The 22,737-nt window shown below is 38.5% G+C and carries 7 protein-coding genes; 4 read left to right on the forward strand and 3 right to left on the reverse strand.

Annotated features, from left to right (window positions below; genetic code table 11):
- The 3 genes from FLA105534_RS01045 to FLA105534_RS01055 form a co-directional block, all read right to left on the reverse strand.
- A partial coding sequence (locus FLA105534_RS01045) for an Ig-like domain-containing protein (RefSeq protein ID WP_173964193.1) occupies positions 1–9,272 on the reverse strand: 9,272 nt, incomplete at its 3' end.
- Positions 9,273–11,082: 1,810 nt separating this feature from the next.
- The gene (locus tag FLA105534_RS01050; protein WP_173964194.1) at positions 11,083–16,152 is read right to left on the reverse strand and encodes an Ig-like domain-containing protein; all 5,070 of its coding nucleotides are present in this window, start codon (positions 16,150–16,152) and stop codon (positions 11,083–11,085) included.
- A 772-nt stretch (positions 16,153–16,924) separates the two neighbouring features.
- A complete protein-coding gene (locus FLA105534_RS01055; RefSeq protein ID WP_246253141.1) occupies positions 16,925–19,999 on the reverse strand; it encodes a non-ribosomal peptide synthetase in 3,075 nt (1,024 codons plus the stop codon).
- A 387-nt stretch (positions 20,000–20,386) separates the two neighbouring features.
- Here FLA105534_RS01055 and ribB point away from each other — a divergent pair, with 387 nt between their 5' ends.
- The 4 genes from ribB to FLA105534_RS01075 all read left to right on the forward strand — a co-directional run bounded on the left by ribB (position 20,387) and on the right by FLA105534_RS01075 (position 22,712).
- A complete protein-coding gene (gene ribB / locus FLA105534_RS01060) occupies positions 20,387–21,049 on the forward strand; it encodes a 3,4-dihydroxy-2-butanone-4-phosphate synthase (protein WP_173964195.1) in 663 nt (220 codons plus the stop codon).
- A gap of 68 nt (positions 21,050–21,117) precedes the next feature.
- On the forward strand, positions 21,118–21,696 hold the full coding sequence (locus FLA105534_RS01065) for a Crp/Fnr family transcriptional regulator (protein WP_173964196.1): 579 nt from the start codon (positions 21,118–21,120) through the stop codon (positions 21,694–21,696).
- Between the two features lie 51 nt (positions 21,697–21,747).
- Complete coding sequence (locus tag FLA105534_RS01070) at positions 21,748–22,311, forward strand: Crp/Fnr family transcriptional regulator (protein WP_173964197.1); 564 nt, start codon at positions 21,748–21,750, stop codon at positions 22,309–22,311.
- A gap of 74 nt (positions 22,312–22,385) precedes the next feature.
- Positions 22,386–22,712, forward strand: coding sequence for a DMT family transporter (locus tag FLA105534_RS01075; RefSeq protein WP_173964198.1), 327 nt, complete (start codon positions 22,386–22,388; stop codon positions 22,710–22,712).
- The last annotated feature ends 25 nt before the right edge of the window (positions 22,713–22,737 follow it).

The following is a 22,737-nucleotide window of genomic DNA, read 5'->3' on the forward strand; positions in this document are numbered from 1 at the left end:
ACCTTTAAAGTCTGACTTTCCTTTGATTGCAATACTGGTATTGTCCATATTCCACTAGTTGGATTATATTTTCCCGCAGAAGCTTCCGAAGCTACATAAGCATATCCCGAAGGAAGTGCTTCGCTAATCGTTATATCCTTAGCTTGGTTAGTTCCAAAATTCTCTGCTGTAATCGTAAAGACAACCTCTTTTCCGATAAACGGATTAGCATTATCTACTACCTTTTTCAAACCAATATCCGAACAGGAATTAATCGTTACAGGGAAATCTACAGATACCAAAGGATCGAATTTCGACACATCAATATAGTCCACTTTTACAATCGCTTTCCCTACACTATTCCATAGAACAGTTATGTAATCGTCTGTTAGCTGTCCTCCCGCAACGATAGTACCTTCTTTAGAAACAAACCAATTATAATTTGACATTCCACTAAGTACCTTGTAAGTTGTTTCATCAAAAGCACAACCGTTACCATTCCAGTTTGGCGCAGGCTCCGGTGTACAACTTTTTACAATCACTTTTACCTCCAGACGTATCGGACTCTCACAAGCGCCTTCTTTTAATGAACCATAATAGTCCTTATTGTGTTCCAAAAGTGTAGACGGATCTACTTTGTTGCCTCCTGTCGCAGCATCGTACCAAGTCACTCCTGATTCATTGGTGATTAAATCTCCTGCTGTTTTATTATCCGTTTTACAAAATTCCTGTATGGTATTGGCAGTTGTTGGTGTTTTTGGATCGCTCAAAGTAACTGTCACCGCCAATCTTGTCGGGCTTTCGCAAGTTCCTACTTTTAGAGAACCGTAATACACTTTATTGTTTTCTAAAGCGGTTGTTGAAGCGATAACATTTCCTGCTGTTGCAGCATCGTACCAAGTCACTCCTGATTCAGTGGTAGCCAAATCAGAAACTTTTTTATTATCCACTTTACAGAATTCCTGTGTCGTTTGATTTGTCGTTGGCGTTTGCGGATCACTCAAAGTAACCGTTACAGCCAATCTTGTTGGGCTCTCGCAAGTACCTACTTTTAATGAACCGTAATACACTTTATTGTTTTCTAAAGCGGTTGTCGAAGCGATAACATTTCCTGCTGTTACAGCATCGTACCACGTCACTCCTGGTTCAGTGGTAGCCAAATCAGAAACTTTTTTATTATCCACTTTACAGAATTCCTGTGTGGTATTGGCAGTTGTTGGTGTTTGAGGATCACTCAAAGTAACCGTTACCGCCAATCTCGTTGGACTCTCGCAAGTACCAACTTTTAGAGAACCGTAATAAACCATTCCGTTGGTTAATGTTGTCGTTGATGGTACAACATTTCCTGCTGTTGCCGCATCGTACCAAGTCACTCCTGATTCAGTCGTAGCCAAATCAGAAACTTTTTTGTTATCCACTTTACAGAATTCCTGTGTGGTATTGGCAGTTGTTGGCGTTTGAGGATCACTCAAAGTAACCGTTACAGCCAATCTTGTTGGGCTTTCGCAAGTTCCTACTTTTAGAGAACCATAATACACTTTATTATTTTCTAAAACTGCTGTCGAAGCGATAACATTTCCTGCTGTGGCAGCATCATACCATGTTACACCACTTTCTGTCGTAGCCAAATCAGAAACTTTCTTATTGTCTATTTTACAGAATTCCTGTGTGGTATTGGCAGTTGTTGGCGTATGAGGATCACTCAAAGTAACCGTTACAGCCAATCTTGTTGGGCTTTCGCATGTTCCTACTTTTAATGAACCGTAATAAACCGTTCCGTTGGTTAATATTGTCGTTGATGGTACAATATTTCCTGCCGTTACAGCATCATACCACGTCACTCCTGATTCAGTGGTAGCCAAATCAGCAACTTTTTTATTGTCTATTTTACAGAATTCCTGTGTGGTATTGGCTGTCGTTGGCGTTTGAGGATCACTTAAAGTAACCGTTACAGCCAATCTCGTTGGACTCTCGCAAGTGCCAACTTTTAGCGAACCGTAATAAACCGTTCCATTGGTTAATGTTGTCGTTGATGGTACAACATTTCCTGCTGTGGCAGCATCGTACCAAGTCACTCCTGATTCAGTCGTAGCCAAATCAGATACCTTCTTATTGTCTATTTTACAGAATTCCTGTGCAGTATTGGCAGTTGTTGGCGTTTGAGGATCGCTCAAAGTAACCGTTACCGCCAATCTTGTTGGGCTTTCGCATGTTCCTACTTTTAATGAACCGTAATAAACCGTTCCGTTGGTTAATGTTGTCGTTGATGGTACAATATTTCCTGCTGTTGCAGCATCGTACCAAGTCACTCCTGATTCAGTCGTAGCCAAATCAGAAACTTTCATATTATCCACTTTACAGAATTCCTGTGTCGTTTGATTTGTCGTTGGCGTTTGAGGATCGCTCAAAGTAACTGTTACCGCCAATCTTGTTGGACTTTCGCACGTTCCAACTTTTAGAGAACCGTAATAGATTTTATTATTTTCTAAAACAGTTGTTGAAGCGATTGCAGTTCCTGCTGTGGCAGCGTCATACCAAGTCACTCCTGATTCTGTCGTAGCCAAATCAGCAACTTTCTTATTATCCACTTTACAGAATTCCTGTGTGGTTTTGCTGGTCGTTGGTGTTTGAGGATCGCTCAAAGTAACTGTTACAGCCAATCTTGTTGGGCTTTCGCAGGTTCCTACTTTTAGAGAACCGTAATAGATTGTTCCATCGATTAGTGCCTGAGTTGATGGTACAACATTTCCTGCTGTTACAGCATCGTACCACGTCACTCCTGATTCTGTTGTAGCCAAATCAGCAACTCTTTTGTTGTCTATTTTACAGAATTCCTGTGTGGTATTGGCTGTCGTTGGTGTTTTTGGATCGCTCAAAGTAACCGTTACAGCCAATCTTGTCGGGCTTTCGCAAGTACCAACTTTTAATGAACCGTAATAAACCGTTCCATTGGTTAATATTGTCGTTGATGGTACAATATTTCCTACTGTTGCCGCATCGTACCAAGTCACTCCAGATTCTGTTGTAGCCAAATCAGCAACTTTTTTATTATCCACTTTACAGAATTCCTGTGTAGTATTGGCAGTTGTTGGCGTTTTTGGATCGCTCAAAGTAACTGTTACCGCCAATCTTGTTGGGCTTTCACAAGTTCCAACTTTTAGAGAACCGTAATAGATTTTGTTATTTTCTAAAACTGCTGTCGAAGCGATTGCATTTCCTGCTGTGGCAGCATCGTACCAAGTCACTCCCGATTCAGTCGTAGCCAAATCAGCAACTTTTTTATTATCCACTTTACAGAATTCCTGTGTGGTATTGGCAGTCGTTGGCGTTTGAGGATCACTCAAAGTAACTGTTACAGCCAATCTTGTCGGGCTCTCGCAAGTACCAACTTTTAGCGAACCGTAATAGATTTTGTTATTTTCTAAGACTGCTGTCGAAGCGATTGCAGTTCCTGCTGTTGCCGCATCGTACCAAGTCACTCCTGATTCAGTCGTAGCCAAATCAGAAACTTTCATATTATCCACTTTACAGAATTCCTGTGTAGTATTGGCTGTCGTTGGCGTTTGAGGATCACTCAAAGTAACTGTTACAGCCAATCTTGTTGGACTCTCGCAAGTGCCAACTTTTAGAGAACCATAATAGATTTTGTTATTTTCTAAAACTGCTGTTGAAGCGATAATATTTCCTGCTGTGGCAGCATCGTACCAAGTCACTCCTGATTCAGTCGTAGCCAAATCAGAAACTTTCTTATTATCCACTTTGCAGAATTCCTGTGTGGTATTGACAGTCGTTGGTGTTTGAGGATCACTCAAAGTAACTGTTACCGCCAATCTCGTCGGGCTCTCGCAAGTGCCAACTTTTAATGAACCATAATAAACCGTTCCATCGGTTAGTGCCTGAGTTGATGGTACAATATTTCCTGCTGTGGCAGCATCATACCATGTTACACCACTTTCTGTCGTAGCCAAATCAGATACCTTCTTATTGTCTATTTTACAGAATTCCTGAGTAGTTTGATTTGTCGTTGGCGTTTGCGGATCACTCAAAGTAACCGTTACAGCCAATCTTGTTGGGCTCTCGCAAGTACCAACTTTTAGAGAACCATAATAAACCGTTCCGTTGGTTAATATTGCCGTTGATAGTACAATATTTCCTGCTGTGGCAGCGTCATACCAAGTCACTCCTGATTCGGTGGTAGCCAAATCAGACACTTTCTTATTGTCTATTTTACAGAATTCCTGAGTAGTTTGATTTGTAGTTGGCGTTTTTGGATCACTTAAGGTAACTGTCACCGCCAATCTTGTTGGGCTTTCGCAAGTGCCAACTTTTAATGAACCATAATAAACCGTTCCATTGGTTAATGTTGTCGTTGATGGTACAATATTTCCTGCTGTGGCAGCGTCATACCAAGTCACTCCTGATTCTGTTGTAGCCAAATCAGACACTTTTTTATTATCTATTCTACAGAATTCCTGAGTAGTTTGATTTGTAGTTGGCGTTTGAGGATCACTCAAAGTAACCGTTACAGCCAATCTCGTCGGACTCTCGCAGGTTCCTGCTTTTAGAGAACCGTAATAGATTGTTCCATCGGTTAGTGCCTGAGTTGATGGTACAACATTTCCTGCTGTTGCCGCATCATACCATGTCACTCCTGATTCAGTCGTAACCAAATCAGAAACTTTCTTATTATCCACTTTACAGAATTCCTGAGTAGTTTGATTTGTCGTTGGCGTTTGAGGATCACTCAAAGTAACCGTTACCGCCAATCTTGTTGGGCTTTCGCAAGTACCAACTTTTAGAGAACCATAATAAACCGTTCCGTTGGTTAATATTGCCGTTGATGGTACAACATTTCCTGCTGTGGCAGCATCATACCATGTTACACCACTTTCTGTCGTAGCCAAATCAGAAACTTTTTTATTATCCACTTTACAGAATTCCTGTGTGGTATTGGCTGTCGTTGGTGTTTGAGGATCACTCAAAGTAACTGTCACCGCCAATCTTGTTGGGCTTTCGCACGTTCCTACTTTTAGCGAACCGTAATACACTTTATTGTTTTCTAAAGCGGTTGTTGAAGCGATAACATTTCCTGCTGTTGCCGCATCGTACCAAGTCACTCCTGATTCTGTTGTAGCCAAATCAGAAACTTTCTTATTGTCTATTTTACAGAATTCCTGTGTGGTTTGATTTGTAGTTGGTGTTTTTGGATCACTCAAAGTAACCGTTACGGCCAATCTCGTTGGACTCTCGCAAGTACCAACTTTTAGAGAACCATAATAGATTTTGTTATTTTCTAAAACTGCTGTTGAAGCGATTGCATTTCCTGCTGTTGCAGCATCGTACCAAGTCACTCCTGATTCAGTCGTAGCCAAATCAGAAACTTTCTTATTATCCACTTTACAGAATTCCTGTGTAGTATTGGCTGTCGTTGGCGTTTTTGGATCACTCAAAGTAACTGTTACCGCCAATCTTGTTGGGCTCTCGCAAGTACCCACTTTTAGAGAACCATAATAGATTTTGTTATTTTCTAAAACAGTTGTTGAGGCAATAACATTTCCTGCTGTTGCTGCATCGTACCAAGTCACTCCTGATTCGGTTGTAACCAAATCAGAAACTTTCTTATTATCCACTTTACAGAATTCCTGAGTAGTTTGATTTGTAGTTGGCGTTTTTGGATCGCTCAAAGTAACTGTTACCGCCAATCTTGTTGGGCTTTCGCAAGTTCCTACTTTTAGAGAACCGTAATAAATTGTCCCATCAGTTAGTGCCTGAGTTGATGGTACAACATTTCCTGCTGTTGCCGCATCGTACCAAGTCACTCCTGATTCAGTGGTAGCCAAATCAGAAACTTTCTTATTGTCTATTTTACAGAATTCCTGTGTGGTTTGATTTGTCGTTGGCGTTTTTGGATCCCTTAAGGTAACCGTTACCGCCAATCTTGTTGGGCTTTCGCACGTATCTAATTTTGAAGATCCGTAATAAATTTTATTGTTTTCTAAAATAGTTGTCGGCACCACTACATTTCCTCCTGTCGCGGCGTCATACCATGTTACATTTGATTCTGTTGTTACTAAATCAGCAACAGTTGAATTATTTACTTTACAAAATTCTTGTATTGTATTTGCCGTTGTTGGCGTTTTTGGATCACTCAAAGTAACCGTTACCGCCAATCTTGTTGGACTTTCACAAATACCTGCTTTTAGAGATCCGTAATACACTTTATTATTTTCTAAAGCCGTTGTCGAACTGATTACATTGCCTCCAGTTCCAGCATCAAACCATGTTACATTTGATTCTGTAGTCAATAAATCAGCAACTGTAGCATTACGTACCTTACAAAATTCCTGAATTGAAGTTCCTGTCGGTGTTTTAGGATCGCTCAAAGTAACCGTTACAGCCAATCTCGTTGGACTTTCACAAGTACCTACTTTTAGAGAACCGTAATAAATTTTATTGTTTTCTAAAATAGTTGTCGGCGACACTACATTTCCTCCTGTAGCGGCGTCATACCATGTTACATTTGATTCTGTTGTTACTAAATCAGCAACTTTTTTATTGTCAACTTTACAGAATTCCTGACTTGAAGTTCCTGTTGGTGTTTTAGGATCACTTAAAGTAACTGTCACAGCCAATCGCGTTGGACTTTCACAATTTCTCTCTTTCAGCGAACCATAATAGATCTTATTGTTTTCTAAAGCCGTTGTCGAACTGATTACATTGCCTGCTGTAGCGGCATCGTACCAAATTACATTTGATTCTGTGGTCGACAAATTGGCAACAGTTGCATTGTTTACTGTACAAAATTCCTGATTTGAAGCTCCTGTTGGTGTTTGTGGATCATTAACTGTAATGTTTACAGATTCGGTAAAATAACATCCGCCTAAGGTATTTAACTCGACTTTATACAAACCGCTTTGAGCTGTCGTTAAATTATCCAATGCCAATTCGGTTGTGTTCAAAGTACTGCCATCCGGCAATGTCCATTTAATAGAAGCAATAGGCCCCATTGGATTTAGACCAAGTTTTAAACTTTCGCCTTTACAATAATAAGACGAGTTACCGGCTATTAATAGAGAAGAGGGTACCCTTAAAATTAGGGGCTGCTCAACATCATAACAATTCGTTCTTGCTCTTACCACATAATTACCTGCCGTGAGTCCTCTAAATACCAAATCAGTCTGCCCCGTTGCGGGAAAATTAGTGTCAGTATCCTTCTTTAAAAAATAAGTAGCAGTAGCGTCTACGTTATTTACTTTGGTATAAAGATCACCGGTTGTATTTCCGCTACAAATTATACCTCCGGATTGAGATAAATCAAAAACCGGAAAATTGGTTTTGATTTCTATCGTCTTTGTTGTCGTGCCTTCCCATAAATTGGCGGTAGTTAAAAAACCACCTGGAAGAAGATTTCTCGAAAGGCCTATTTCGTAAGTACCATAGGTTTGATCAGGATAAACAAACTCGTAAGTTCCCTCTCTTAAAAGGTCGTTAAGAGAACCTGAGGACCCTGCAGAACCAGTTCCGGATACCGGGCCGGAAACTGTGCGTACGTATATAACGTGACGTGAAAAAGGGTCAGAAATAGATGAAAAAGAATCTGCCGTACCAACCATAGAAACCCTAACCCCTACCCTTTTTACATATCGGTCGCAGGCTGTCGCAGAGAGCGTTGACGAGATGGATGTAATTTCGATTTGAGAAAAGTAACAATTCAGCACCACATCAAATACCTCATCAAAACAGCCCGAATCCTGTACCCTGATTTTGTAATTCCCCTGATTTAAATTTTCACCTAAAATAGAGTGTCCCGTTCTGGCAGTCACTGTTAATGGCGAAGGGCCGTTTACCAGGCTCACAGTAACTATTCCCTGTAAACCAGGGGTGTACACTGCTAAGGCCGACTTACCAAAATTAGTACCACTGGGTCTGCGATAAAAACGTATCTGACTTTTTTGATCGATTGGTGCCGGAGTAAAATAAACAGGATCTATAAAGACATTATTAGGACCTGTTACAGCAGGCAGCGGCTTGTTTGGATTTGATGTAACATTAAGAAAGCGATAGTCTGGCGCTTCTGCTCCGCTCCTGTCCGTCAGTTTAAAAGTATAAGTTTGGCCAATATCTACCAAAAAATCAACAGTAGTATTAGTTCCAGTACTAGTATAACTTTGAGTCGTATTAGTAGCCGTATCGGTCACCTGCACTGTATAAGGCGCACATCCTCCACTACCATAAGCAGTTATGAAAACTTTTCCGGTCGTACCACAATTTGTATTTGCCGGATCATCCGCAATTCTAAAACTTGAAAGTTTAAGAGCTTCTACTTTACCCTGACTGGAGGCTCCATAATCCATTGTCACTGTTTTTGAAACTCCGCAATAGCTAGCTGTCAAACGAACGAGTCCCCATTTAGATCGATCGGTGGGTAGTGAAAAACGTCCAATAACCTGTGTATAAGTTAAATTATCATATACATCCCAATCAGCTCCATTTTGTATTTCCAATTTATATGAAAAAGAATCTCGAGTAACGGCACTAAAGAGCGCGGGCGAGATAGACTGAGTGTAAGCAAACCCGCCCCTATAAGAAGCGCTTGCAATACCGGAACAAACATCTCCGGGAGTATTGTAAATTATCTCTAAACTACCAGAACTCATCGTTATGTTATCAGAAGTAAACTTTACATTGGCAGCAAGTGTAACAGTATTGATACTAGCGGTCTTTACTCCGCAATTGTCCGTTAATTCTACTCTATAGGTTCCGGGAAGCACATTTTTAAAATCATAAGAGGAAGTAGCGGCTGTTGTTATTTTTTGGACTTCACTGTTATCCGAGGCTCTGAAAAGGCTTATCGTATAAGGCGGATTTACTCCTGCCATACCAACTCTAATAGTACCTAAAGGATCCGGATCGGTACCGCAATACGTGTAATTAAACCCGGCAAAATATGTGATCGTAGGGGAAACTGTGGTATAAGCCCCTCCTACACTTATTGGGTTCGTTGCTCTAACAAAGGTAGTCCCATTATAATAACCGTAGTAGTAGTCACCCCTCGCCAAATGCGTAATTAATGGATCAATTGACCTGATCACAGTAGCTTCATCAAATGGCAATTTTGCCACAGCATAAATGATAGGTCCTGTAGCATTAGTAACATTTATGCTAATTGTTCCATCTCCTACACAAACCGCATCAGTCGCGGTAGCCGTGATAGTTACCTGAGAATACCCCGCAAAAGGTATTAAGTATAACAAAATAAGTAATACTTTAAATAATCTAATGTTAATTGCCATTCTTATTGGGTTTTATACAGTTAAATCCGTGCACTGTGGCACGTTGAAATTTTGCACAAAACTACCCTACCACTAGTGTATCCATAATCCATTTGTTACAAAAGGCAGATTGATGTAATAATTGGTCGAACTACGTAATAAGTGGTAATTAACAACTTCTTTTTATACTATTAAATACCCCAAAAAGGTCTCGATAAAACCTTCCGAATACTCATTTTTTAAAATATAAACCCGACGGATTTTAAAAAACTGCCGGGTTAGAAACAGAAAAATAGAGATCTTATACTACCTAATAATCAAAATATAACCTGCGGTTTCAACCGCAGGAACACAATACAAAACACCCTAACTAATGCATCCCGCAGTTGAAACTGCGGGCTATGTTGAAATATGTGAAGATTCAAAAGATCGTTTTCAATTTATCTAATCATCCTGATTCTCAAAACCAATTTGACACATAGAAATAGAGATCTTATACAATCAAATAATCCGAAGATAACCTGCAGTTTTAACCGCAGGAACGCAATGCAAAATACCCTAACTAATGCATCCCGCAGTTGAAACTGCGGGCTATGCTGAAATATGAGAAGATTCAAAAGATCATTTTCAATTTATCTAAGCATCCTGATTCTCAAAACCAATTTGACACATAGAAATAGAGATCTTATACGATCAAATAATCCGAAGATAACCTCTAGTTTAACCGCAGGAACACAATACAAAACACCCTAACTAATGCATCCCGCAGTTGAAACTGCGGGCTATGTTGAAATATGAGAAGATTCAAAAGATCGTTTTCAATTTATCTAAGCATCCTGATTCTCAAAACCAATTTGACACATAGAAATAGAGATCTTATACTACCTAATAATCAAAATATAACCTGCGGTTTCAACCGCAGGAACACAATGCAAAATACCTAACTAATGCATCCCGCAGTTGAAACTGCGGGCTATGTTGAAATATGAGAAGATGCAAAAGATCATTTTCAATTTATCTAATCATCCTGATTCTCAAAACCAATTTGACACATAGAAATAGAGATCTTATACGATCAAATAATCCGAAGATAACCTGTAGTTTCAACCGCAGGAACACAATACAAAACACCCTAACTAATCCACCCCGCAGTTGAAACTGCGGGCTATGTTGAAATATGAGAAGATTCAAAAGATTATTTTCAATTTATCTAATCATCCTGATTGTCAAAACCAATTTGACACATAGAAATAGAGATCTTATTCGATCAAATAATCCGGATATAACCTGCGGTTTTAACCGCAGGAACGCAATGCAAAATACCCTAACTAATGCATCCCGCAGTTGAAACTGCGGGCTATGTTGAAATATGAGAAGATTCAAAAGGTTATTTTCAATTTATCTAATCATCCTGATTCTCAAAACTAATTTGACACATAGAAATAGAGATCTTATACTACCTAATAATCAAAATATAACCTGTGGTTTTAACCGCAGGAACGCAATGCAAAATACCTAACTAATGCATCCCGCAGTTGAAACTGCTGGCTATGTTGAAATATGAGAAGATTCAAAAGATTATTTTCAATTTATCTAAGCATCCTGATTCTCAAAACCAATTTGACACATAGAAATAGAGATCTTATACTACCTAATAATCAAAATATAACCTGCGGTTTTAACCGCAGGAACGCAATGCAAAATACCTAACTAATGCACCCCGCAGTTGAAACTGCTGGCTATGTTGAAATATGAGAAGATACAAAAGGTTAAAAAAAAAACCGACAGGTCTTAAGACCTGTCGGATTTAGAAGAAAAGATGACTTCTCTCTTAATTTTTAACATAGAGATACCCGCTTTTTTCGTTCATTGTACCATGTGCTTCATATCGAAGAACATAGAAGTAAGTTCCCGTTGGTACTCCGCGTTGTTTATCGATTGTAACTCTCCCTTCTGAAATTCCTCGAAAAACATTGGCATTACTTCCATAATTACTAGTCTTGAAGATCTGAACGCCACCTCTATTAAAAATTTCTACTGTATTATTGGGGTACTTATCCAATCCGTCAATTTTAAAATAATCGTTCAAACCATCTCCATCAGGCGAAATCGCATTGTAAACAATCACACCCTGAGCGGTAACCGAAGCTTCTGCTCTATTATTTGCTTCATTGTTATCTACGGGATTTGAAGCTTTTAAATAGGCTATATTCAGATAATCGCCCGATCCTTTCACTTTTGCTATGATCGTAAGAGTTTGATCTTCGTGTATCTGTAATATGGGCAATGTCCAAATACCGTTGCCAGCATTATAATTTCCCGAAGAAACTTTTGATGTAACATACTCATATCCTGAGGGAAGTTTTTCGCTAATGATTATGTCTTTAACCTCATTTGTTCTTAGATTCTCTGCTGTAATCGTAAAAACTACCTGTTGTCCCACATCTGGTGTGGCATTATCTACTGTCTTTTTTAAACCAATATCCGACGAAACAGTATCCGAAAAAAGATTAACTGTCACAGAAAAATTCACAGACACCAAAGGATTACATTTCGAAAAATCCATATAGTCGGCTTGTATCGTTGCTTTCCCGGCACTATTCCATTCAACAGTTATATAATTGTCTGTTGGCTGACCACCAGCAACTATAGTACCCTCTTTAGAAACTAACCAATTATAGGAAGACATTCCATCTAATAAGCTATAGGTTATTTTGTCAGAAATATAAGCTACAGAGTTCCAATTGGGAGCCGGTTCTGTCAAATCACTTTTTAAAATTACTTTTACCGCAAATCGTATTGCACTTTCACAATTTCCTGCTTTTAAAGAACCGTAGTAAATCTTATTATTTTCCAAAGCACTTGTTGAAGCGATTATATTTCCTCCAGTTACAGCATCATACCAAGTCACTCCCGATTCAGTAGTCGCTAAATCAGCAACGGTATTATTATTTACTTTACAAAATTCTTGTTTTGCAGGTCCCGTTGGAGTTTGCGGATCGCTCAAAGTAACCGTTACAGCCAATCTTGTTGGACTTTCACACGTTCCAGCTTTTAGAGAACCGTAATACACTTTATTATTTTCTAATGCTGTTGTTGAGGCGATTGCAGTTCCTGCTGTCGCAGCATCATACCATGTCACTCCTGATTCTGTTGTAACTAAATCAGCAACAGTTGCATTGCTTGCTTTACAAAACTTCTGCGTTGCAATTCCTATAGGAGTTTGAGGATCACTCAAAGTAACCGTTACAGCTAAACGTGTTGGACTTTCACACGTTCCGGCTTTTAGAGAACCATAATAAACCTTATTATTTTCTAATGCTGTTGTTGACGCGATTATATTTCCTGCTGTCGCAGCATCATACCATGTCACTCCTGATTCTGTTGTAACTAAATCAGAAACAGTTGCATTGCTTGCTTTACAAAACTTCTGCGTTGCAATTCCTATAGGAGTTTGAGGATCACTCAAAGTAACCGTTACAGCCAATCTTGTTGGACTTTCACACGTTCCTGTTTTTAGAGAACCATAATAAACCTTATTATTTTCTAGTGCTGTCGTTGAAGCGATTGCAGTTCCTGCTGTCGCAGCATCATACCAAGTCACTCCTGATTCTGTTGTAACTAAATCAGAAACTTTTTTATTATCAATTTTACAAAACTCCTGCGTTGCAATTCCTGTTGGAGTTTGAGGATCGCTCAAAGTAACTGTTACAGCTAAACGTGTTGGGCTCTCGCAAACGCCCGCTTTTAGCGAACCGTAATACACTTTATTATTTTCTAAAACTGTTGTTGAAGCGATTGCAGTTCCTGCTGTCGCAGCATCATACCATATCACTCCTGATTCTGTTGTAACTAAATCAGAAACTTTTTTATTATCAATTTTACAAAACTCCTGCGTTGCAATTCCTGTTGGAGTCTGAGGATCGCTCAAAGTAACTGTTACAGCTAAACGTGTTGGACTCTCGCAAGTTCCTATTTTCAGAGATCCATAATAAACCTTATTATTTTCTAAAACAGTTGTCGAAGCGATTATATTCCCTCCAGTTGCGGCATCGTACCAGATTACGCCTGTTTCGTTGGTTGTCAAACTAGCCACGGTAACATTATTTGCTTTACAAAATTCCTGGTTTGCAGCTCCAGTCGGTTCCTGCACTTGGTTCATCGTAACAGTAACAAACTCAAAAAAATTACAGCCTCCTTGCGTGTTTGCTTCAACCTTATATACACCAGCATCTGTTGTTGTTAAATTATCAAGTTTTAAGTCTCTAGTGTTGTAAACCTTTCCATTTGGTGCTGTCCAGTTTACATTGCTAAGAGGTACTGTAGGAGCCAAAGTAAGTGACAGACTCCCTCCCTCGCAAAAACTTGGAGTACCCGAAACGAGATTGTTTAATGGTGGTCTTAGAGTTAGAGGTTGTTCTACTTCATAACAACCTATTTTTACTTTTACCACATAGTTACCAGCCGTTAAGCCGGTAAATATCGAAGATTGCTGGCCAGTGGCGGGAAAAACTGCATCTGTATCTTTCTTAATAAAATAAGTTTCGGTACCATCTACATTATCTACTTTCACATATAGATCACCAGTAGTATTTCCGGTACAGACAATTCCTCCTGAGGCTTTTAAATCAAAAACGGGGAAATTCGATTTTACTTCCAGCGAAGCCGTAATGGGTTTTGCAACTCCTTCAAATGCAGTATACAATCCTATTACATAATTCCCGGCTACTTCCGGGGCATAAACCATATTACTAATTCCTCCTCTGATTGCATTTTTTCGGTAATCATACATTGGGTAAGCTTCATCATTTGCACTGCTTATTACGGGCCCCGTTACAGTACGAACATAAAATAAATAATCAGTTGTGTAAAACTCCATCAATTCTTTGTCTGCCATTGCATTGCCCACATAGGAAACGTTAACTTTCGCAGATTTAACGTAACGATCACAATCTGTAATAGAAGGTACAGAAGACACGGTGGTAAATTCAACATTGGTAAAATAACTGTCTAATACCACATCATATAGTTCGTTAAAACAGTCAGAATCCTGTACTCTTATTTTGTAGGTTCCGGGTGCCAAATTATTTCCTAACCCAAATCTCCCGTATTGATCTTTGTTTATGTCCAGAGTCGAAGGACCACTCTCCAGAGTTATCGTTGCGGTCCCTTCTAATCCAGAGCTTGCCGGAAATGCTGGGTCTCTGTAGATAATTTTAGCCATTAATGCTGATTTTCCAAAATATTTCCCACTAGGTCCCTTGTAAAATAGAACAGAACCTCTACGATCCTTAGTCGCAGGAGTAAAGTAAGCCGGATCTATCAATATATTTTTAGCATTGTTTAAGATTGGCTGTTTAACTGCCGATGTGGTATTATTTTGATAAATATAAATTGGCGGTTCGACACCTTTAGCATCAGTGATTTTAAAGTTATATATTTTCCCGACAGATAATAAGGCATCAAAAGTACTACCACTACTATAAGTCGTTATAGTACCGGAATCCATCTCTGTTACTTCAAGGGTATAAGGGCCACATCCTCCACCTGGCCTCACATCCAATCTAACTTTTCCGGTACTCGCACAATCTTTATATGCAGGATCGTTTAAAAAATAGAAACTAGCCGTGTCAAAAGGAAAATCTTTTCCAAATGAAGAACTGCCGTAAAACAGTGTCAATGTCTTGGATACACCGCACGCACTTGCAGTTAATCGCACCAATCCCCATTTAGAACGATCCGCAGGCAAATCAAAGTCGGTAGATAAATCCGGATTAGACCAGGATAAATTATCGTATACTTCCCAATTAGATCCGTTTTGAATTTCAAGCTTGTAGACAAATTTAGGTGTAAAACCGGGCGCAAAAGATGGTGTCATGCTCCCAAAATAAGCACCACTATCTCTGTAGGTATTTGTAACCAAATCGGTGAGTTTAATCGTGGCTTTGCTAATACCCGAACAAGGATTAGCGGGGTCGTTGTAAACTATGGTTCCCTTAGGAAAACCTGCCGTAAAGTTTATTACACTGTTAGCTGGCACTGGTACATTTGCAGGAAGATTAACTGCTACGGGATAAAAAACAACCGTACCACATCTGTCAACAGCTTTTAAATTATAATCACCCGGAAGTACATTTTTAAAGCTAAAACTACAACCATTGCACCCCACGACAGAGCTCACTTCGCTATTATCTGATACCTTTGTTAAAGTTACCGTATAAATGCTATTCCCGCCTCCCACAATTCCGGTAATTTCACCAAATGAAGGCAAATCTCCAGGGCAATACGTATAATTTCTTGCTGCGACATTCCTAATGGTGGGTGAAGAGGTGGAATAAGATGCGACAATACTAATAGTTGCCGGGCTCTTAATAAAGGTTGTACCATCATAATACCCAAAAACATAATTCCCAACATCTAAATTGGCAAAAACAGGGCTACTGCTTGTTATAACATTAGCTTCCAAATAAGGCATTTTTGCAATAGCATAAGTAATAGTGCCTGGCAAATTAGTAATCGAAACGGTGATTTTCCCGCTACCCGGGCAACTTGCGTCCTCACTAACAGCCGTAATACCAACTCCGGTACATGGACTACTACCTACGGTAATTTCTTCAATGGATTCGTCGTACTCCGTAAAATCGTTCTTGAAAAAACCATAGAAATAATTCCCTGGATTTACATTTGAAATTACATTGCTACTGCTTTCTAAATAGTCAACATCATTATAAATATAATACGTTATATCCCCACTGACATTATCAGCCGTAATAGTGATTGAACCGCCAAAGCAGGAGGCAGCTGTTGCTGTTGCCCTTAAATTATACTGAGCCTGCACTGCAATAGGCAATACACACAATAAAATAAATAATAACCGAAATAATCTAATATTTGTAATCATTCTTAGTGGATTTTATATAGATTAAAATTTGCGTGCTGTTGCACCTTGGAAATTTTATACAAAGTTAGCCTTACAGCTGTGGGTTCACACCCTACTTGTTACAAGAGGTAGATTGACGTAATAAGTGGTGCCATCTACGTAATAAATGGTAATCATAAGCTTATTCTTGTACTATAAGCCACACAAAAATACTGTTTATAAAATCTTAAAAGTGTTAATTTTTTCTAAAAAAACAAGCCCAAAGGGTCAAAATAACCGGTCGGGGTTTGAAATAATATCATTCTATAAAACACTTTTTTTTAATTATCAAGTCATTTCATTGGAGCAATTACTTTAAATATTATAAAAACTTGTTTTTTTATTATGAAGTATCCAAACATTGTCTGCGGTTTCAACCGCAGGAACACAATGTAAAACATCTTACTAATGTATCCCGCAGTTGAAACTGCGGGCTATGCTGAAATATGAGAAGAAGTAAACGCTACAGGTTTAGAATATTGCCAATATAAAAGCACTGTCTTCAAACTAACTAATCATCTTGTTTGTTACCACCAATTTAATACATAAAACTAAAGATCTTATACGATCCAATAATCCGAATATAACCTGCAGTTTCAACTGCAGGAACGCAATACAAAACATCTTACTAATGTACCCCGCAATTAAAACTGCGGGCTATGCTGAAATATGAGAAGCTCTAAAAGGTTTAAAACGAAGAAACCCGACAGGATTCAAAAAAATCTGTCGGGCTTATCAACATTCTAATAGCTGTCTACAACACTCCCATAAATTTTAAGTAGGGAGTCATTAATTTTTTATCAAAAACCGGTGGTTTTAAATTCGCGTCCGATAAAAAATGTCTCGTATTACTTCTGTCATAATAATAGGTATTTTCATAGGCTTCAACCAGTGATTTTCCTTCATGTACGTCTTCGGTAAACAAACTCAATAAAGGATAAATTGGCAAACTACTGTCATGTTTCCATTGGTTTAGCCACTTATGATACTCCATTCCTTCTAAATCTGTAGTATAATATTCGTTCATTTTAGCACAAAAATCGGTGAGAGATACATCATTTTCAGCCAAAGGAGACAGATGGAAATTTAAACCAACTGCTTCTTTCTTTTTACTAATATGTGTGATGGCTTTACACATATAGTCTACTGTTGTGAGTTCATCTTTTAACCCCATTACCAGCGGAAAAGATTTGAGTTTAACACAGCTTCTGATTAATGCCCCCCACCACTGATTTAGTACTGTCGCTCCCGAGGTACTGTGACATACAGCGAAACCAAGTCTGAAATTGATAATTGGCAGCCCTTTTGCCCGTGCTTTTTCGGCAATACTTTCCATCACCCATTTGCTTTTAATATATCCCAAATCGCGGGAGACAGCGGCCATATTCTGGTCGATCGTATCATCTTCATACATCCATGTTTTTTGGGTAAAAGACCTTCCCCAGCTAAAAACACCCATTGAAGATAAAAGTATCAGATATTTTACCTTTTCTTTTACGGCAAGCTCAATTATAGTATGCAAACCGTCGATGTTTGATTTTTTTATTAAAGAATACGGCTGTACATAACTCACAGAACTTCCGGAATGATAAATAAGGTCGATTTGTTGTGCAATAAAAGAATAGTCATTCACCGTCATTCCAAACTGAGGCAATGACAAATCCCCTGTCATAGCCACTACCCGATCGTTATATCCTGGAAGCCATGTCAATTTAAATTTATCAAATGTCGTTTTAATTCTTTCCAATCCGCTTTCGGGAGACAAAGCCCGTACCAGACAATATATTTCAGCAGCGGTATTATGCAAAAGTTCTTCTAACAAATGCGATCCAACAAAGCCGGTAACGCCTGTTAAAAAAATACGTTTCGGATTAGCCAGCACCGCAGCATCCGGTATTTCCTTTATATCAAAATCAATATGCAATTCTGAGTCGCCAATTAATTCATCAACCATCAGCCCGGCTCTCTTCTGTTGAGAAATTTCGGTTTCCTGCATTCTTTTTTCAACTTCTTGTACAAAGGTCGAAACGGTCTTAAAAATGTAAAGCTCCGGAAGACTGATGCAATTTTTAACGGGTTCAGGAAGCAGTACATGAAGTTGTGTCAGAAGTAAAGAATGTCCGCCTAACTCAAAAAAGTCGTCGTCGTCGTCAATCTCATCTATAGCAAGTAAACTTTTCCAGATGTCTTTTACCATTTCGGGAAGATTGCCTGTCTTGCGTTTCGCAACTGCTTTGTTGTGAGGATGATTTTCGGGAATTTCCAATAATAATTTATCAATTTTTCCGGCATGTGTCAGCGGCATTTTATCGATCACAATAATTTTATCGGGCAACATATATACCGGCATAACCTGTTGCAGTTTTGCTCTTATGTGTTGCAGTGATTGTATTTCGTCATCGTGTGCGGTCATCAATTGTATAAAAGCAATCAGAGCGGGAAGACCATTCTCTTTGCGATGGACTTTTATCGCTGCCTTAGAGATCTGTGGAAGCTTTGCCATATGATGTTCGATTTCACCCAATTCAATTCGGTAGCCTCTAATTTTGACCTGATCGTCTTTTCGTCCATAGAACTCTAAGTTTCCATCAGACCTTTTCAGAACTAAATCTCCCGTTTTGTAGATTATTTGTCTTTCCTCTAAATCATTTGTAAGCCATTCAGGAGCCTTTACAAAAGCTTTTTTAGTATCCTCCGGACGGTTCAGGTAACCTAAAGCCAATTGCGGTCCGCCAATATAAAGTTCTCCAACCGAACCTTCTTTCACCGGTTTTAAATCTCCGTCCAGAATAAATAAATGAGCAAGTGGCATCGCAGCTCCAATAATTCTGGGATTGGTTTCTTCTCTAAATTCATAATTTGTAACAGCAACGGTAGCTTCCGTGGGACCATAACTATTGATAAGCCGAATCTTTTTGTACCAGAATTTAATAGTAGCCTCACTACAAGCCTCACCTCCTATAGCAATCGTTTTTAGGTTTCCAATAGGCCTGTTCACTGGCAGTGAAGCCAGTACCATAGGTGGTAGTAATGGAATAGTATCTATATTTTGCCTGACTATAAAATCTAAAAGAGGTTCGCCAACAATTTTGTTATTGGGATACAAATACATCGTTGCGCCTTTAATCAAAGGTGTCCAGATGTCGATAACCGCGGCATCAAAACTTGGAGAAGCAAATTGCAGTGTTGTACTTGCTGTAGACAATCGCAAGACAGCTGATTGATATTCAACAAAATTGTAAAAAGACTCATGGCCAATAATAACTCCTTTGGGTAATCCCGTACTTCCCGAAGTATAAATAATATAAGCAGGGCTTTCGGGTGCAATAGAAATTTCAAAATCGGCTTTGGAGCTCTTTTTGTAATCCTCATTTTGAAACAAAAAATCCAGGGCAATACTTTCGTTGGTATTGTTGTAAACTTTATTCAAATACTGTTCGACCGTTAACATCACATCTATTTCCGAGTCTTCGATCATCATTTGTATGCGGGACTCCGGCAATTCTCCGTCAATAGGAAGATAAGCCGCACCTGTTTTTAAAATTGCCAAAAAAGCAATAATCCGATCAACCGATTGCGGAATACAAACCCCAACCACTCCATTTTGTGTAATCCCTCTTTCTCTCAAATAATGAGCCAATTGATTCGTTTGTTCATTAAGTTCTTTGTAGGTGATTTTTTCAATGTCGTCAATAATTGCTATTTTTTCGGGATACTTTTTAAAAATTTCTTCCATCTTCCTGACAATATTAAGGGAAGATTCTTCTAAATTATTGTTCAAAAAAAGACCTTGATTCTCATTCACAGTTGCATTCATTTCTTCGTTCATGGTGATTTCAATTTAGGGTTAAACATTAATTACTTATAAAAATCTAAATAACAAACAGTTACGTATTTTTAATATTTAAAAACGGACAATAAATTTAATTCAAAAAAGTCTTACCTTTTACAATGAGATTATTAAATCGGTGTTAATAAAAAACACCTTAAACAACTCATATTCACAACATTAAATCACTACCAATCGTTAATCAAGTTATCTAAAAACATGATAATTAGGAGTATGTTTGCCTCCTTCCCGGAAATAAAATCCAACAAGTTTTAAAAACCTTTACGGTTTATTGGATAGTTGCTGATTTTATTGACCTATATCAAACTTTTGCGTTTGAAACAAGGCTAGCTTTGCTGCTCTTTAATTCAAAAAACTCACATAAAAATGATCACTACATTACCTTATCCTTTAGAAAAATTTGGTTTAACCAGCATTGAACGTGTCGAAAATGCCCTACAGCAACTGCGAAACGGAAAAGGAATTTTACTAACCGACGACGAAAACCGGGAAAACGAAGGCGATTTAATTTTTTCGGCACAACATATCAACGTACAAAACATGGCCATGATGATACGCGAATGCAGCGGAATCGTTTGCCTGTGCCTGACCAATGAAAAAGCAGATCAGCTTGAATTACCTTATATGGTAAAAGAAAATACCAGTAGTTTCCAGACTCCTTTTACGATCACGATCGAAGCAAAAGAAGGAGTAACCACCGGAGTTTCGGCAGCAGATCGAATTACTACCATTAAAACAGCATGTGCACCAAATGCTAAGGCTTCGGATTTGGCAAGACCCGGACATATTTTCCCATTACGAGCCAAAAACAATGGAGTTCTTGAACGAAACGGACACACTGAAGGCAGTGTCGATTTAATGAAACTGGCGGGTTTACAGCCCGAAGCCGTTTTATGCGAACTAATGAACGAAGACGGAACCATGGCCAAACTGGACAAAATCATTAGCTTTGCAGTACAACACGATTTGGTAGTATTATCGATAGAAGATATCATTTACTACCGAAAATTTGTAAAAGACTATTTTTAATTGTTGATGGTTAATGGTTGATTACCCAATAACTAATTTTCTAATTACCTAATTATCTAATTATCTAAATGCCGTACGAACAACTTGGTGCTTATATAAAAAATCGTATTGCTGTTTCTGAGGAAAATCTCGATACTATTTTATCTTATTTTAAACCTTTAAAACAAGGCAAAAATGAATTGTTGCTTTCGGCGGGACAGACCAGTCAGCATACTTATTTTGTGAGTAAAGGCTGTTTGAGAATCTACTTTATCAATGAAGAAGGAAAAGATGTTACCCGTTATATTGCATTCGAAAACCAAATTGCTACGGCTTTGGTCAGTTTTATCACCAAAATGCCTTCAACAGAATACATTCAGGTTATTGAGAAGTCGGAATTATTATACATCAGTCATGACGATTTTAATCATTTGATGATCATTATTCCGCAATGGCGGGAATTTTATTGTTCCTATTTAGAAAAAGCCTATGTAAATAATACCAACAGACTGATGTCCTTTACCACTATGGATGCCTTAGAAAGATACAGTCAGTTGCTTAAAATTAATCCGGCAATTGTAAAACGACTTCCCAATAAAATTGTAGCTTCGTACATTAATATTTCGCAGGAAACACTAAGCAGGCTAAAATCTAAGGTTTCGATTTAGTTTACATTTTACATTTCACATCTCACATTTTACATTTTACATCTCACAACAATGGACATCGATACAATTCTTGACGACATATTTCAGCTTCCGGAGGAGTCCAAAAATGCATTAAAACTAGGCATTAATGAGATAAAATATCCCAAAGGACATATTCTGTTAAATGCGGGAAAAGTTGAGTCCACGCTCTATTTTATAAAAAAAGGAATCGTACGGGCCTATGTTGATGAGAATGATAGTGAAATTACTTTTTGGTTCGGAAAAGAAGGACAAACTGCTCTTTCGATGAAAAGTTATGTCGAAGAGCAAAAAGGTTATGAAACGATAGAGCTTCTGGAAGACTGTGAGCTCTACGAATTAAAGAAAGAACACCTTCAGCAGTTGTTTGAAACCGATATCAATATTGCTAACTGGGGCAGAAAATTTGCCGAACAGGAACTTATTAAAACCGAAGAACGCTTAATTTCAAGACAATTCAGAAACGCAACTGACCGTTATCTGGAACTGATGAAATACCATCCCGAACTGATTCAAAGAATTCAATTAGGACATATCGCTTCCTATCTTGGCATTACACAAGTAAGCCTAAGCAGAATAAGAGCCGAGTTAAAATAAATTCATTTTTTATCATATGTTAAATTTTTATTGCTGGAGTTAAAGGAACTTTGCCCTATAAAATTTTAACAATTATGAACTGGATTATTCTAATTATTGCGGGACTTTTTGAAGTCGCTTTTGCAACCTGTCTCGGAAAAGCCAAAGAGGCAACTGGTACCGATGTTTACTTATGGTACACAGGCTTTTTTGTATCACTAACTGTAAGCATGCTGCTTTTGATTAAAGCTACCGAAACCCTTCCTATTGGAACAGCTTATGCGGTCTGGACCGGAATTGGCGCTGTTGGAACAGTGCTGATGGGAATTTTTGTTTTTAAAGAACCTGCTGCCTTCTGGAGATTGTTTTTTCTTTTTACCCTGGTAAGTTCTATTATCGGACTTAAAGCGGTATCACACTAATCAGACTATACCATTTACAATAGTT

It is taken from the genome of Flavobacterium collinsii, assembly GCF_902804485.1.
Lineage (GTDB): Bacteria > Bacteroidota > Bacteroidia > Flavobacteriales > Flavobacteriaceae > Flavobacterium > Flavobacterium collinsii.